The sequence below is a fragment of the Streptomyces odontotermitis genome, from assembly GCF_050510915.1.
Lineage (GTDB): Bacteria > Actinomycetota > Actinomycetes > Streptomycetales > Streptomycetaceae > Streptomyces.
Genome location: NZ_JBNJLS010000001.1, coordinates 718,165 through 733,016, shown reverse-complemented (window position 1 = coordinate 733,016; position 14,852 = coordinate 718,165). Strand labels below are relative to the sequence as shown.

Annotated in this window: 13 protein-coding genes and 1 pseudogene; 11 read left to right on the top strand and 3 right to left on the bottom strand. The window is 72.6% G+C overall.

Translation table 11 applies throughout. The annotated features are described in order from the left end of the window. The first annotated feature begins 47 nt into the window (after positions 1 to 47). The 7 genes from ACQB60_RS03405 to ACQB60_RS03375 all read left to right on the top strand — a co-directional run bounded on the left by ACQB60_RS03405 (position 48) and on the right by ACQB60_RS03375 (position 8,811). Positions 48 to 1,529: an aldehyde dehydrogenase gene (locus ACQB60_RS03405; RefSeq protein WP_496924278.1), complete on the top strand. Its 1,482-nt coding sequence runs from the start codon at positions 48 to 50 to the stop codon at positions 1,527 to 1,529. Next, positions 1,529 to 1,762: a ferredoxin gene (locus ACQB60_RS03400; RefSeq protein WP_496924277.1), complete on the top strand. Its 234-nt coding sequence runs from the start codon at positions 1,529 to 1,531 to the stop codon at positions 1,760 to 1,762. Before ACQB60_RS03405 ends, ACQB60_RS03400 begins: the two co-directional genes overlap by 1 nt. A gap of 236 nt (positions 1,763 to 1,998) precedes the next feature. Continuing rightward, entirely contained in the window at positions 1,999 to 4,656 is a 2,658-nt protein-coding gene (lanKC, locus tag ACQB60_RS03395; RefSeq protein WP_496924276.1) for a class III lanthionine synthetase LanKC, read from the top strand. Between the two features lie 45 nt (positions 4,657 to 4,701). After that, complete coding sequence (locus ACQB60_RS03390; protein WP_384837524.1) at positions 4,702 to 4,821, top strand: SapB/AmfS family lanthipeptide; 120 nt, start codon at positions 4,702 to 4,704, stop codon at positions 4,819 to 4,821. Positions 4,822 to 4,859: 38 nt separating this feature from the next. Beyond that, entirely contained in the window at positions 4,860 to 4,985 is a 126-nt protein-coding gene (locus ACQB60_RS03385) for a SapB/AmfS family lanthipeptide (protein WP_384837521.1), read from the top strand. A 146-nt stretch (positions 4,986 to 5,131) separates the two neighbouring features. Further along, positions 5,132 to 6,898: an ABC transporter ATP-binding protein gene (locus tag ACQB60_RS03380; RefSeq protein WP_496924275.1), complete on the top strand. Its 1,767-nt coding sequence runs from the start codon at positions 5,132 to 5,134 to the stop codon at positions 6,896 to 6,898. Further along, positions 6,895 to 8,811, top strand: a complete 1,917-nt coding sequence (locus tag ACQB60_RS03375; RefSeq protein WP_496924274.1) for an ATP-binding cassette domain-containing protein — start codon at positions 6,895 to 6,897, stop codon at positions 8,809 to 8,811. The genes ACQB60_RS03380 and ACQB60_RS03375 overlap by 4 nt, the downstream gene beginning before the upstream one ends. Here the strand turns inward: ACQB60_RS03375 and ACQB60_RS03370 are convergent. Together ACQB60_RS03370 and ACQB60_RS03365 are read right to left on the bottom strand one after the other, a co-directional pair. Next, positions 8,737 to 8,979, bottom strand: a pseudogene (locus tag ACQB60_RS03370) (LuxR C-terminal-related transcriptional regulator); the annotation flags it as partial. The gene ACQB60_RS03375 and the pseudogene ACQB60_RS03370 overlap by 75 nt on opposite strands. Before the next feature lie 512 nt (positions 8,980 to 9,491). Continuing rightward, positions 9,492 to 10,127, bottom strand: coding sequence for a TetR family transcriptional regulator (locus ACQB60_RS03365; RefSeq protein ID WP_496924273.1), 636 nt, complete (start codon positions 10,125 to 10,127; stop codon positions 9,492 to 9,494). Positions 10,128 to 10,423: 296 nt separating this feature from the next. Here ACQB60_RS03365 and ACQB60_RS03360 point away from each other — a divergent pair, with 296 nt between their 5' ends. From ACQB60_RS03360 to ACQB60_RS03350, 3 genes are read left to right on the top strand one after another with little or no spacing between them, the layout of a single operon-like run. After that, complete coding sequence (locus tag ACQB60_RS03360) at positions 10,424 to 11,854, top strand: glycosyltransferase family 4 protein (protein WP_496924272.1); 1,431 nt, start codon at positions 10,424 to 10,426, stop codon at positions 11,852 to 11,854. Then, positions 11,848 to 12,714 carry a class I SAM-dependent methyltransferase gene (locus ACQB60_RS03355; RefSeq protein ID WP_496924271.1) on the top strand — a complete coding sequence of 289 codons (867 nt, stop codon included), beginning with the start codon at positions 11,848 to 11,850 and terminating at the stop codon, positions 12,712 to 12,714. The genes ACQB60_RS03360 and ACQB60_RS03355 overlap by 7 nt, the downstream gene beginning before the upstream one ends. Further along, a complete protein-coding gene (locus ACQB60_RS03350; protein ID WP_496924270.1) occupies positions 12,711 to 13,784 on the top strand; it encodes a prenyltransferase/squalene oxidase repeat-containing protein in 1,074 nt (357 codons plus the stop codon). The genes ACQB60_RS03355 and ACQB60_RS03350 overlap by 4 nt, the downstream gene beginning before the upstream one ends. A 32-nt stretch (positions 13,785 to 13,816) precedes the next feature. Here the strand turns inward: ACQB60_RS03350 and ACQB60_RS03345 are convergent, their stop codons facing one another. Continuing rightward, positions 13,817 to 14,125: a hypothetical protein gene (locus ACQB60_RS03345; protein ID WP_496924269.1), complete on the bottom strand. Its 309-nt coding sequence runs from the start codon at positions 14,123 to 14,125 to the stop codon at positions 13,817 to 13,819. 194 nt (positions 14,126 to 14,319) lie between these two features. On the opposite strand from ACQB60_RS03345, the gene ACQB60_RS03340 reads away from it, so the two are divergent. Beyond that, positions 14,320 to 14,832 carry a hypothetical protein gene (locus tag ACQB60_RS03340; RefSeq protein WP_496924268.1) on the top strand — a complete coding sequence of 171 codons (513 nt, stop codon included), beginning with the start codon at positions 14,320 to 14,322 and terminating at the stop codon, positions 14,830 to 14,832. The last annotated feature ends 20 nt before the right edge of the window (positions 14,833 to 14,852 follow it).

Genomic DNA, 14,852 nt, shown 5'->3' with positions numbered 1-14,852 from the left:
GCGTAGGACGGCGTCAGCAGCGGCACGGGTCGCAGGAGGCAGTCACCATGACGGAACGCGCGGACATCAAGGAATACGGACAGCTCGTCATCGGCGGGGAGTTGGTCGATCCGCTCGGCCGGGACGTCATCGAGGTGGTCTCGCCGCACACCGGCGAGGTCTTCGCGCGGGTGCCGCACGCCGCCCCGGCCGATGTGGACCGGGCCGTGGCCACCGCGCGCAAGGCGTTCGAAGAGGGTCCGTGGCCACGGATGACCGTCGAGGAGCGCATCGAAGTCATCGGTAAAATAAAGGACTTGTTCGCGGCGCGGCACGAGGAGGTCGCGCGCACCATCAGCTCCGAGAACGGCACCCCCTTCACCGCCAGCGTGATGGTGCAGGCGCTCTCCTCGATGATGGCGTGGGACGCGGCCATCGCCATCGCCCGCGACTTCCCGTACGAGGAGGCGCGCGACGGCGTCCTCGGCAAGCTGCTCGTGCGGCGCGAGCCGGTCGGGGTCGTGGCGGCCGTGGTGCCGTGGAACGTCCCGCAGTTCACCGCCGCCGCCAAGCTCGCGCCCGCGCTGCTCACCGGGTGCCCGGTGATCCTCAAGACCTCGCCCGAGGCGCCCCTGGACGCCTACCTCCTCGCCGAGATGGCCCAGGAGGCCGGGCTCCCCGAGGGGGTCCTGTCGATCCTGTGCGCCGACCGGGAGGTCAGCGAGTATCTGGTGGGGCACCCCGGTGTGGACAAGGTGTCGTTCACCGGGTCCGTGGCGGCGGGCAAGCGCGTCATGGAGGTCTGCGCGAAGAACCTCACCCGGGTCACCCTGGAGCTGGGCGGCAAGTCGGCCGCGATCATCCTGCCCGACGCCGACGCGGCGGGCGCCGTCGCGGGCATCGTGCCCTTCGCGTGGATGATCAACGGCCAGGCATGCGTGGCCCAGACGCGCATCCTCGTGCCGCGCTCGCGCTACGACGAGTTCGCCGAGGCGTTCGCGGCGGCGGCCTCGGCCCTGAAGGTCGGCGACCCGATGGACCCGGCCACCGAGCTCGGCCCGCTCGTCGCCGAGCGCCAGCAGCAGCGCTCGCTCGACTACATCCGCATCGGGCAGGAGGAGGGCGCCAAGATCCTTACGGGGGGCGGGCGTCCGGCCGGTGACGGGCTCGACCGCGGCTGGTACGTCGAGCCGACGCTCTTCGGTGGTGTCGACAACTCGATGCGGATCGCCCGCGAGGAGATCTTCGGCCCGGTCATCTGCCTGCTCCCGTACGGGGACGAGGAGGAGGCCGTGAGGATCGCCAACGACTCCGACTACGGCCTGAGCGGCAGCGTGTGGACCGGTGACACCGAGCGCGGCATCGACATCGCGCGCCGGGTGCGCACGGGCACGTACTCCGTGAACACCTTCAGCCTCGACATGATGGGCCCCTTCGGCGGCTTCAAGAACTCCGGTCTGGGGCGGGAGTTCGGGCCCGAGGGCTTCGGCGAGTACCTGGAGCACAAGATGATCCACCTGCCGGCGGGCTACGACGGGGCGGGTGCCTGATGGGTGATCGCTGGCACGTGGAGGTCGACCGGTCCGTGTGCATCGGCTCGGGCATGTGCGTGAGCACGGCGGAGGGCCGCTTCTCGCTGGACTCCGCCCGGCAGTCGCACCCGACGGACCCGGAGATCGACGCCAACGAGAAGGTGCTGGAAGCGGCCGAGGGCTGCCCCGTCGAGGCGATCACGATCACGCTCGTGGGCAGCGGTGAAGTGGTGTTCCCGCCGGAGGACTGACTTTCGGTCAGTGTGGGTTGGCCCGGGGCATGTTCAAGTCGCGCCCGCGTTCGAGGGCTTGGGCGTTTGCGATGTGTATGCGAATTGTGAACATCGTGCGCTCAATGTGTTCTCGAACGCGGGCGAACGGGACTTTACCCGTGCGTTCCGCACGGTGATCTGATGACAGCCGTTACTGTCCCCGCCCTTTGCGCCCTGGAAATCTCTCTCCCGACGCCGTGCAGGGAGGGGACGCCATGGACAAGCGGTACGAGGTCTACTGTCTGGCCGACAGGCACTTCTACGAGACCCCGGACCGGCTCTCCGTCCCCTCGCGCACCCAGAACACCTCCGTCACCGGGGAGTTCGCCACCGCCGAGAGGCCGGTTCCGCCCGGCTGGCGGCAGCGCCGCGCCGGCGACTGGCTCACCCTCGTCCCGCTCGACGACGCCGGCGAGCCCAGGCCCGGCCCGCAGCAGGGCTGGAAGGTGCACGTCAGCGCCACCCTGGCCAACGCGGACGCGATCGCCGCCGCCGTGTGGGACTACTGCGTGCCGCGCGCCGTGCCCTTCAAGTTCGTGCCGAGCCGCCAGCTGCTGCACCTGCGCAACAGCAAGTACGCGGGCCGCGACGGCAGCGGCAAGGCCGTCACGGTCTACCCCGCCGACGAGAGTCAACTCCACGAGATACTGAGGGAGTTGGGCAGGCTCCTGGAGGGCTTCGAGGGCCCGTACATCCTCACCGACCTGCGCTGGGGCGAGGGCCCGCTGTACGTCCGCTACGGCGCCTTCACGCGCCGCGTCTGCGCCGACGAGAAGGGCAACCTCGTGCCCGCCGTCGAGGACGGCGAGGGACGGCTCGTGCCCGACACCAGGGACCCCGTCTTCAAGGTGCCCGCCTGGGTGACCCTCCCGCCGTTCCTCGAACCCCACCTGGCCGCGCGCAACACGACGACCGTGACCGACCTGCCGTACCGCATCGAGAAGGCGCTGCACTTCTCCAACGGCGGCGGCGTCTACGTGGGCACCGACACCCGCGACGGCCGCAAGGTCGTCCTCAAGGAGGGCCGCCCGCACGCGGGCCTCGCCGCCGACGGGGCCGACGCCGTCACCCGCCTGGAGCGCGAACGCGACGCCCTGCGAGCGCTGTCGGGCCTCGGCGTCGCACCCGAGGTGCGCGACTGGTTCCTCCTCGGCGACCACCGCTTCCTCGTCATGGACTTCCTCGAGGGCCGCACCCTCAACTCCTTCTACGCCGAGCGCCACCCGCTCTGCGTCGGCGACCCCGACCCGGCCGACGTCGCCGAGTACACCCAGTGGGCGCTGCGCATGCACCGCGCCGTCGAGGAGGCCGTCACGGCCGTGCACGAACGGGGCGTCGTCTTCAACGACCTGCACCTGTTCAACATCATGGTCGCCCCCGACGAGAAGACCGTGGCACTGCTCGACTTCGAGGCCGCCACCACCGGCGGCGAGGCGGGCCGCCAGGTCGTCGCCCACCCCGGCTTCGTGGCGCCCGCCGACCGCACCGGACCCGACGTCGACCGCTACGCCCTCGCCTGTCTGCGGCTCGCGCTGTTCCTGCCGCTCACCACGCTGCTCTCCGTGGACCGGGGCAAGGCCGCACACCTCGCCCGGCTCGTCGCCGCCGAATTCCCCGACGTGCCACGGGAGTTCCTCGACGAGGCCGTGCGCGAGATCGAGCGGCCCGGGTCCGCGCCCACGGCGGCCGCCACCGCGCCCGTGACCTGGGAGCGGCCCCCCGTCGAGCCGGGGGACTGGCCCGCGAGCCGGGACTCCATGGTCAGGGCCATCCTCGCCGCGGCCACACCGGACCGTGACGACCGCCTCTTCCCCGGCGACATCGCCCAGTTCAGCGAGGGGGGAGGACTGGGCATCGCCCATGGTGCCGCCGGGGTCCTGCTCGCGCTCCACCAGACCGGGGCCGAGCGCTACGAAGAAGGGGAGCGCTGGCTCCTCAAGCACACCGACCCGGTGCCGCAGGGCACCCCCTTCGGCCTGTACGACGGGGCCGCGGGCATCGCCCACGTCCTGGACGCGCTCGGCCACCGCGGCCGCGCCCTCGACCTCGTCGACGTCATCCTCCGGGAGAACTGGCAGCGGCTCCCCTCCCACCTGTACGGCGGGCTCGCGGGCCTCGGCCTCGTCCTGCACGGCCTCGCGGACACCACCGGCGAGCGCACCCTGCGCGACCACGCCCTGCGCGCCGCGCACCTCCTCGGCGAACGCCTCGACCGGGCGGCCGCCGACCCGCCCAAGAGGCCCCGCGCCGGACTCCTGCACGGCCACGCCGGCTCCGCGCTGCTCTTCCTGCGCCTGTACGAGAGCGAGGGCGACCCCGCGCTGCTCGAACTGGCCGCGCGGGCCCTGCACGCCGACCTCGACCGGTGCGTGCCGCAGCGCGACGGAAGCCTCGCCGTGGACGAGGGCTGGCGCACCCTGCCCTACCTCGGGGACGGCAGCGTCGGCATCGGCATGGTCCTCGACGACTACCTCGCCCACCGGCCCGACGAACGCTTCGAAGCCGCACGCCCCGACATCCTCGCCGCCGCGCGCGCCCGGTTCTGTGTGCAGCCCGGGCTGTTCCGCGGGCGGGCCGGGCTCCTGCTGCACCTGGGCCGCACCACCACGCCGAACGTCACGTCCGGCGAGGTCGCCGCGCAGGTCGAGGCGCTCGGCTGGTTCACGATGCCGTACCAGGGCCAACTCGCCTTCCCCGGCGACCAGATGATGCGTCTCTCCATGGATCTGCACACCGGGACGGCCGGCTGCCTGCTCGCGCTCGGCGCGACGCTCGGCGACGGCCCGCACACCCCGCACGTGCCGTTCCTGCCGCCGCCCGAGCGGCCCCAGAACCGGCTCCGCACCCCTGGACCAGGGGCCGCGGAGTCGTGACCGCACCACCGAACGTCCCCGCATCCCCAGAAAGAGAGGAACACCATGTCGCTCCTGGACCTGCAGACGATGGAGACCGAAGAGGTCACCGGAGGCGGTGGCGGCGGCAGTGTCGCCAGCCTGCTGCTCTGCTGGAGCGCCGTCAGCGTCACCGTCTGTCTCTGAACCGCAACCGCTCGCTTCACATCGAGAAAGGGAACACCATGTCGCTTCTGGACCTGCAGACGATGGAGACCGAAGAGGTCACCGGTGGCGGCGGCGGTGGCGGCGGCAGCGTCGCGAGCCTGCTGCTCTGCTGGAGCGCGGCCAGCGTCGTGCTGTGCCTCTGACCGACAACCACCGCTGTAGCGCCATCGACGCGCGGCGTCCACTGCGCTGACGCGCCGTCATGACGACGGGTCCGGACGGCACTTCCCCCAGGAGGTCCGTCCGGTCCCCGTCTCTCCCGCCACGGACGCGAGGCCCCCGACCGCTTATGGCAACTCCTCTGGTGGACCCCCCAGTCGGCCCCGACCACATGGTGCGCACCGAGCTGCGGGCGAGCGCGCGCCGCTGCGCGGTCCTGTGCCTGCTCACCGTCGCCGTCGCGGGCGCCAACCTGATCCTCCCGCTCGCCATCGGGCACGCCCTCGACCGCCTGGTCGCCGGCGCCGACGCCACCCGCTGGGTGCTCGCCTGCGCGGCCCTCGTCGGCGGCATGGCCCTGCTCGACGGCTGCGAGGAAGTCCTCACCGGCACCACCAACGCCCGCACCACCGCCCGGATGCGCGAGCGCCTCGTGCGCCAGGTGTGCGGCGCCGGGCCGCGCGCCACGGCCCGCTTCACCCCCGGCGACCTCGTCGCCCGGCTCATCGGCAACGCCAACCAGGCGGGCGCCGCACCCGCCACCCTCGCCGCGCTGCTCGCCGCCCTCGTCGGCCCGCTCGGCGCCGTCGTCGCGCTCGGTCTCATCGACCCCTGGCTGGCGGCCGTGTTCCTCGGCGGGGCACCCGTACTGGCCCTTGTCCTCAAGGCGTTCACCCGCGCCTCGACCGACTGCGTCGCCCGCTACCAGCACACCCAGGGCGAGATCGCGGGTCTGCTCACCGAGGCGATCGGCGGCGCCCGCACCATCGCCGCCGCGCACACCCACACCAAGGAAGAGGCCCGCGTACTGCGGCCGCTGCCCGAACTCTCCCGCCAGGGCCACCGGATGTGGCGGGTCCAGGGCCGCTCCCAGGCCCAGGCCCTCGCGGTCGCGCCCCTGCTCCAGCTCGGCGTCCTCGCCGTCGCGGGCCATCTCCTCATGAACCACCGGGTCTCCCTCGGCGACGTGCTGGCCGCCTCGCGCTACGCGATGCTCGCCACCGGCATCGGCGTCCTCGTCGGCCAGCTCTCCACACTGGTGCGCGCCAGGACCGCCGGACGGCGCCTCGACGAGGTCCTCACGGAACCCATGACGCCCTACGGCGCATCCGAACTACCGGCAGGAAACGGCAAGTTGGAGCTGCGCGGCGTGACGGCACGCCGCGGGAAGCGCACCGTCCTCGACGGCGTCGACCTCGTCGTGCCCGCCGGACACACCCTCGCCGTCGTCGGCCGCTCAGGGGCGGGCAAGTCACTGCTCGCCGCCCTCGCGGGCCGCCTCGCCGACCCCGACGAGGGCACCGTGCTCCTCGACGGCGTGCCCCTGCGCGAGCTCGGCCACGAGGAGCTGCGCCGCGCCGTCGGCTACGCCTTCGAACGGCCCGCGCTGCTCGGCGCCACCATCGAGGGCACGATCGGTCTGGGCCTCCCGGCGCCGGGCGAAGCGGGCCCGAAGGGCTCCACCCGCATCCGCGAGGCCGCCCGCGCCGCCTGCGCCGACGCCTTCGTGCGCAGCCTGCCCGAGGGGTACGCCACGCCGTGCGCCGAGGCCCCGCTCTCCGGAGGCGAGGCCCAACGCCTGGGCCTGGCAAGGGCGTTCGCCCGCGGCGGGCGGCTGCTCGTCCTCGACGACGCGCTGTCCAGCCTCGACACGGTCACCGAACACCGCATCGCCGAGTCGCTGCTGCGCCACACCCCCGAGTCCAGCCGCCTGATCATCGCCCACCGGGCCGCCACGGCGGCCCGCGCCGACCTGGTGGCCTGGCTCGACGGCGGCCGCATCCGGGCGATGGGTGCGCACGCGGAGCTGTGGCAACTCCCCGAGTACCGGGCCGTGTTCGGGGAGGCGGAGGAAGCAAGTGAAGCGGAGGGGCCGGAGTGGGCGGGGGAGGCATGAGCGTGGCCGAAGGCACGGACCGCAAGGGTACGAGCGGGGCCGAAGGCACGTACCGCAAGGGCATGCGCTTCCTCTGGGCCCGCCGATGGGTCGTCGCCCAGCTGGCCTTCTGGTCGGTCCTGGAGACGGGCCAGACGTTCCTCACCGGGTACGCCCTCGCGCGCGCCCTCGACGAGGGGTTCCTCGCGGGCCGGGAGCGGACCGGGCTCGGCTGGCTCGGCGCCGCCGCGCTCGGGGTGCTCGCGGCGGCGTACGGGACGGGGCGGGTCTACCGGGCCGTCGCCCGGCTCGTGGAGCCGCTGCGGGACGCCCTCGCGCGGCGGGTGGTGGCGCGCGGCCTGCGGGACGCGGACGGCGCGGCGGTCTCCCGGCTCACCCAGCAGGTGGAGATCGCGCGGGACACCTTCGCGGGCCTCGTCATGGTCTCGCGCTCCTTCGTCTTCACCGCGGCGGGCGCCCTGATCGGCTTGTTCAAGCTCTCTCCCGCGCTGCTCCTGATCGTGGTCCCGCCGCTGTTCGCGGGGCTCCTCCTGTTCGCCCTGACGCTCGCGCCGCTGGCCCGCCGCCAGGAGGAGTTCCTGATCGCGGACGAGGCACTCGCGGCCCGGCTCGGCGAGGTCTGCCCGGGACTGCGGGACGTCACGGCGGCGGGCGCCGAGGAGCAGACGGCCACCGCGCTGAACGCGTCCATCGCGGCGGAGGCCCGCACGGCCCGCACCCTGGCCCGCTGGGGCGTCCTGCGCCTGCTCGCCCTCACCGTCGGCGGCCAGCTGCCCATCGTCCTGCTCCTCGTGACGGCGCCGTGGCTGCTCGACCACCAGGTGACGCCCGGCGATCTGGCGGGCGCCCTCGCCTACTTGACGCAGGCGCTCCTCCCGGCGCTGCACAACCTGGTGCACGGGCTGGGGGCGGGGGGATCGCGGCTGGTGATCGTGTTGCGGCGGCTGACGTCGGACACCTCGTCGCGACGGCCCGAACTCCCCGACTCCTCTGCGGGACCTGCTCCTTCGGAGGCGGGGACGCCACCTCCTGCCGTGCGGCTGACCTCCGTGACCTTCGCCTACGGGCCCCGCGCCGAACCCGTCATACGGGACCTCGACCTCACCGTCGCGCGGGGCGAGCACCTGGCCGTCGTCGGGCCCAGCGGGGTGGGGAAGTCCACCCTGGCGGGGCTCGTCGCGGGGCTGCTCGTGCCGGGGGCGGGGGGCGTGCGGGTCGAGGGGCGGGAGGCGCGTTCGGCGGACGCGGTGGGGCGACGGGTGCTGATCCCGCAGGAGGCGTACGTCTTCAGCGGGACCCTCGGGGAGAACCTGCGCTATCTGCGGGCGGAGTCCGACCCGCCGCCCGACGGGGAGCTCGCGGCGGCCGCCGAGGCCGTCGGCATGGGCGGGCTGCTGCGGCGGCTCGGCGGCCTCGAGGGAGCGGTCGATCCGGCGCAACTCTCGGCGGGGGAGCGGCAGTTGATAGCCCTGGCCCGCGCGTACGTGTCCCGCGCCGCCCTCGTCCTGCTCGACGAGGCCACCTGCCATCTGGACCCGGTGGCGGAGGCCCGCGCCGAGCGGGCGTTCGCGGCCCGGCCGGGGTCCACCCTCGTGGTGATCGCGCACCGCATCAGCTCGGCCCGCCGTGCAGGGCGTGTCCTCGTGATGGACGGGCCACGCACCCTGTGCGGGCGGCACGGCGAGCTCATCGAGCGGTCTCCGCTCTACCGCGACCTCGCGGGGAACTGGTCCCCGCAGGCCACGGCGGCGGCCTCACACCCAGCCCTCCCCCTGGGATATCCGTATGGCGTCGATCCTGTTGCGCGCCCCGGTCTTCCGGGTGATCGCGGCCATGTAGTTGCGCACCGTCCCGTTGGACAGATGGAGCCGGCGCGCGATGTCCGCGATCGACGCACCCCCGGCGGCGAGTGAGAGCACGCTCAACTCCCGCTGGGTCAACGGCATGTCGGCCGCTTTCAGAAAACCGAAACCCAGTGACTCGTCCACGAAGCGGGCGCCCGCCGCGACCTGACGGATCGCGGTGAGCAGCCGTTCCGGCGGACTCGCCTTGTCGACGTAGCCGAGCGCCCCCGCCTCCATGGACCGCCGCAGCAGCCCGGGACGGTGCGCGCTGGCGAGCACGAGCAGCGGTGGGCCCCCTCGGCCCGTCGCGCTGTTCATGAGCTCGCCCAGCGGGGCGATTCCGTACGTCGTCTCACAGTCCAGGTCCGCCACGCAGACGTCGGGGCGCACCGCAGTGGTGTGACCCCGCGCTCCGCGCCACGGAGCGTGAAACACCTCCAAGTCAGGCTCGCGGGCGAGTCGTTCCGCCAGAGCCGATCGCAACAGACAGGCATCGTGCACGAGCAGTACCCGGATCACGCTCTGCCCCTCCAGCTCCGCATTTTCCGGTCCGTTCGCCTCGTGGGCCCCGTCCGGAGGGTCTGGCCGGACGGGTCCCCAAGCACGCCAGACCATTCATAGCGGCGCCACCGGCGCCATGGACGCAGAGATCTGGCCAAGGGGAGGCCAAGAGGGGGCACGGGGCGCATCGGCCGCGCGGGCGTGCGCCCCCGCGCATCCGTCTGTGCTACTGGGCGGACCGGCCCGTGCTACTGGGCGGGGCCCGTTTTCGGCGGTGGCGTGGTGAGGTCGATGAGCCGGCAGACCGTCTCGATGTCGATCTTCACCTGGGCGATCGAGGCCCGCCCGGAGAGCCAGGTGATCAGGGCCGAGTGCCAGGTGTGCTCGATGACGCGGACCGCGGAGAGCTGCTGGGCGGTCGGCGGCTCGGTGAGGCCCATGGCCTCCAGGATGATCGCCGTGGTGAGCCGCGAGACCGTGTCCACCTCGGGGCTGACGCTGCGGTCCGCGAAGGTCAGCGCCCGCACCATCGCGTCCGCGAGGTGCGGCTCCCGCTGCAGCGCGCGGAAGGCCCGCATGAGCGTCTCCGCGACCCGCTCGGCCGGGCTCTCGCCGCCGGGCGGGCGCTTGCGGATCGTGGTGTGCATGTGCTGGAGCTGGTCCTGCATGGTGGCGACCAGCAGATGGACCTTGGACGGGAAGTAGCGGTAGAGCGTGCCGAGGGCGACGCTCGACGACTCGGCCACCTCACGCATCTGCACCGCGTCGAAGCCGCCCCGGCTGGCCAGCTGGGCGCTGGCGTGCAGGATGCGGCGGCGGCGCGCCTCCTGGCGCTCGGTGAGGGGCGGCGACGCCGGAGTGCCTGTGTTCGCGTCCGCTGTCATAAGTCGCGTCAGTCCCCGTAAATCCCGTAAATCCCGTAAATCCCGTAAGTCCCGTTGTTCCGAACCAGGTCCCGTTGTCCCGAACCTGCTCCCGTTGTCCCGAACCGGGGAAGCTCCCCCGGGATCGCACAGCATGGCAGGGCCTGCGCCGTGGCGCGAATCACCTGATCCGGGCCTTACAGCTCGACTACCTGCCGGTAGATTCGAAGCGCATCGAGCGATCAAGTCTGAAACTTGTTCTAGATTACCGTCCCGGCGTAACCTCGCGGACAACTGCAGGGAGAAGGGGGCCGAGAGTGACCGCTGAGGCCGTGGAGGCGGGCCCCCGAGAGGGGTCGGACGGACCGGGAGGAGCCCAGGGGGACCGCCCGCTGCGCATCGCTCTCCTCACGTATAAGGGGAACCCGTTCTGCGGGGGCCAGGGCGTCTACGTCCGCCATCTCTCGCGCGAGCTGGCCCGGCTCGGCCACAGCGTCGAAGTCATCGGCGCCCAGCCCTATCCGGTGCTCGACGAGGGTCCCGGCCTCGAAGGGCTCAAGCTCACCGAGCTGCCGAGCCTGGACCTCTACCGCTCGCCGGACCCCTTCCGCACGCCGAAGCGGGACGAGTACCGCGACTGGGTCGACGCCCTCGAAGTCGCGACGATGTGGACCGGCGGCTTCCCCGAGCCCGCCACGTTCAGCCTGCGCGCCCGGCGCCATCTGCGGTCGCGGCGCGGCGAGTTCGACGTCGTGCACGACAACCAGACCCTCGGCTACGGGCTGTTGGGCGACCTGGGCGCGCCGCTCGTCACGACGATCCATCACCCCATCACCGTGGACCGGCAGTTGGAGCTGAACGCGGCACCCGACTGGAAGCGCCGCGCCTCCGTCCGCCGCTGGTACGCGTTCACGCGCATGCAGAAGCGCGTCGCCCGCCGCCTCCCCTCCGTGCTCACCGTCTCCGGCACGTCCCGCCAGGAGATCATCGACCACCTCGGCGTCCGCCCCGGCCGCATCGACGTCGTGCACATCGGCGCCGACACGGACCTCTTCTCCCCGGACCCTGCGGTCGCGGAGGTCCCCGGCCGCATCGTCACCACCTCCAGCGCGGACGTCCCCCTCAAGGGTCTGGTCCACCTCGTCGAGGCGCTCGCCAAGGTGCGCACCGAGCACACCGCCGCGCACCTCGTCGTCGTCGGCAAGCGCCCCGAGGACGGCCCCGTCGCGACGGCCATCGAGCGATACGGGCTCGAGGGCGCCGTCGAGTTCGTCAAGGGCATCTCGGACGAGGAGCTGGTCGACCTGGTCCGCTCGGCCCAGGTCGCCTGTGTCCCTTCCCTGTACGAGGGCTTCTCCCTGCCCGCCGCGGAGGCGATGGCCACGGGGACGCCCCTGGTGGCCACGACCGGCGGCGCCATCCCCGAGGTCGCGGGCCCCGACGGCGAGACCTGCCTGGCGGTGCCGCCCGGCGACGCGGGGGCGCTGGCCGCTGGGCTCGGACGGCTTCTGGGTGACCCTGCCCTGCGGGCTCGGCTCGGCTCGGCGGGGCGGGAGCGGGTGCTGGAGAAGTTCACCTGGGCGCGGGCGGCTCAGGGCACCGTGGCTCGTTACCGGGAGGCGATCGAGCGCTCCGCGGACCGGGGTGCGGCCCGCGCGGTGGCGCGCGGACAGGCCCGCGCCACGGCCGGAGGAACCGTCGCCCGCGAAGTAGCAGGCCCCCACCACGAAAGCAGGAGCACGTGCTGACCGTCGACTTCACCCGCTTCCCGCTCGCCGCAGGCGACCGCGTGCTCGATCTGGGCTGCGGCGCGGGCCGGCACGCCTTCGAGTGCTACCGGCGGGGGGCCCAGGTGGTGGCCCTGGACCAGAACGGTGAGGAGATCCGCGAGGTCGCCAAGTGGTTCGCGGCGATGAAGGAGGCGGGGGAGGCCCCGGCGGGCGCGACGGCCACCGCCATGGAGGGCGACGCCCTCAACCTCCCGTTCCCGGACGAGTCGTTCGACGTCGTGATCATCAGCGAGGTCATGGAGCACATCCCGGACGACAAGGGTGTGCTCGCCGAGATGGTCCGCGTGCTCAAGCCGGGCGGCCGCATCGCGGTGACCGTCCCGCGCTACGGCCCGGAGAAGGTCTGCTGGGCGCTGAGCGACGAGTACCACGAGGTCGAAGGCGGCCACATCCGGATCTACAAGGCGGACGAGCTCCTCGGCAGGATGAAGGAGGCCGGGCTCAAGCCGTACGGCACGCACCACGCCCACGCGCTCCACTCTCCCTACTGGTGGCTCAAGTGCGCGTTCGGAGTCGACAACGACAAGGCCCTGCCCGTCCGCGCGTACCACAAGCTCCTGGTCTGGGACATCATGAAGAAGCCCCTGGCCACGCGGGTCGCCGAGCAGCTCCTGAACCCGGTCGTGGGCAAGAGCTTCGTCGCGTACGCCACCAAGCCGCACCTGCCGCGGGCCGAGGCGGCGACGACCGAGGCGGCGGCTGAGGCGACGCCCGCGAAGACGCCCGCCAAGGCGACCGCGAAATCGACCACCAAGACCGCCACCAAGACCGCCACCAAGACCCCCGCCAAGAAGACGACCCGGGCTGCCGCCAAGTGACGAGCCCCGAGCGGACCGAACGCCTCGTCCTGCCCGGCGTGCTGACCGCCGCCGAGGCCGCCGCCACCGTCCGCGGCATCCTCGCCGTCCAGCGCCCCGACGGTGCCATTCCGTGGTTCCGGGGCCACCACCTCGACCCGTGGGACCACACCGAGGCGGCCATGGCCCTGGACGCGGCGGGCGAGCACCAGGCCGCCGCCCGCGCCTACGAGTGGCTGGCGCGCCACCAGAACCCGGACGGGTCCTGGTACGCGGCCTACGCGGACGGCGACGCCGAGGCGGTCACCGACCGGGGCCAGGAGAGCAACTTCTGCGCGTACGTCGCCGTCGGCGTCTGGCACCACTACCTCTCCACGGGCGACGAGGCGTTCCTGGACCGCATGTGGCCGGTCGTGGTCGCGGCGATCGAGTTCGTCCTGGCGCTCCAGCAGCCCGGCGGCCAGATCGGCTGGAAGCGGGAGCCGGACGGCACTCCGGTCACGGACGCGCTCCTCACCGGGTCCTCGTCCGTCCACCAGGCCCTGCGCTGCGCCCTCGCCATCGCCGAGCAGCGCGAAGAGCCGCAGCCCGACTGGGAGTTGGCGGCGGGCGCGCTCGCCCACGCGGTGTGCCACCACCCCGAGCGGTTCCTGGACAAGGACCGCTACTCGATGGACTGGTACTACCCGGTCCTCGGCGGCGCCCTGACCGGGACGGCGGCCAAGTCCCGTATGGAGGAGGGCTGGGACCGCTTCGTGGTGCCCGGCCTCGGGGTGCGCTGCGTCGTGCCCAACCCCTGGGTCACGGGCGGCGAGAGCGCCGAACTCGCCCTCGCCCTCTGGATCCTGGGCGAGTCCGACCGCGCCCTGGAGATCCTCCAGTCGATCCAGCACCTTCGCGACGCGGACTCGGGCCTCTACTGGACGGGATACGTCTACGAGGACAAGGCGATCTGGCCGGAGGAGCTGACCACCTGGACGGCGGGCTCACTGCTCCTCGCGGTGGCGGCGCTCGGCGGGGACGAGGCGACGTGCGCGGTGTTCTCGGGGGAGCGGCTGCCGACGGGCCCGCGCCCGGACTGCTGCACCTAGGGCCTGTCCGGCGGATCAGGCCCTAGCCGTACCTACTTGTTGAGGCGCCGCAGCCGGCCCGCGATCAGATGGCCGACCACGAGGTAGACCGCCGCGGCGAGGCCGTAGCCCGCGACGACCCGGGCCCAGGCGTCGTCGAACGTGAACAGGTCGTGGGACCAGCTCGCCAGCCACCGGGCCGCGCCGTGGACGACCCGGACGAGGTCGTTGGCCCGGTTGGCGTCGAGCAGGTACATCAGGATCCACAGCCCCAGGATCAGGGCCAGCACGTCGGCGACGACCACGATGACCTTGGCTGCTTCGTTGTTGCCGTAGCGATGTCGCAGAGAAGTCGGAGACATGGCGTACGAGTACCTGACGTGAGCGCGTCGAAACCCCCGGTGACTCCGAGCCCCCCGGCGGCCGTCCCCGGATGGGCTCGCCCGAGTGGCGGCACCCGAGGGGCAGGGCGAGGCTGCGATGAGAACCGCCCACCTCCCTGGAGGCCGCAGCCGTGGCAACACCGATATCTGCTGTATCCATCCGCCGTGCCGGAGTGTCCCTCACTCTCTGCTGCACCCTGCTCGTGGGCGCGACGGCCTGCAACGACGACGACAAGGACTCGGCGGCGACGCCCACCGGCACCAGCTCCGCCGAGAAGCAGAAGTTCGCGAAGACCCGCTTCGTCACCAACGCGGGCCTCGCCGCGGGCGCGACGTACCAGTGGATCGTGAAGCCGTTCCGCGCGGGCAAGTTCAAGAACGGCGCGGACGGCCGCAAGTTCGCCCTGGTCAAGGCGGGCCTGGCGGGCGCCTTCACCTACAACCGCCTGAAGGCGGCGGTGAAGAACGCGCAGGGCGATCCGACGCTGGCGAAGGCGGTGGCCCCGCTGTCCGCGGGCATCGACGCGCTGAAGGACCTCCCCTCCAAGCTCCGCAAGGGCGACTCCACGGACTCGGTGGTGAACTCCTTCGACGGGATCATCAACTCGGTGAAGGACGCGGGCAAGAGCGCGGGCGCGGAGGTCAAGGACAAGGTGCCGTCGGCGGGAGAGCTGGCGAAGGGGTAGAGCCGGTCGCGCGGATCACG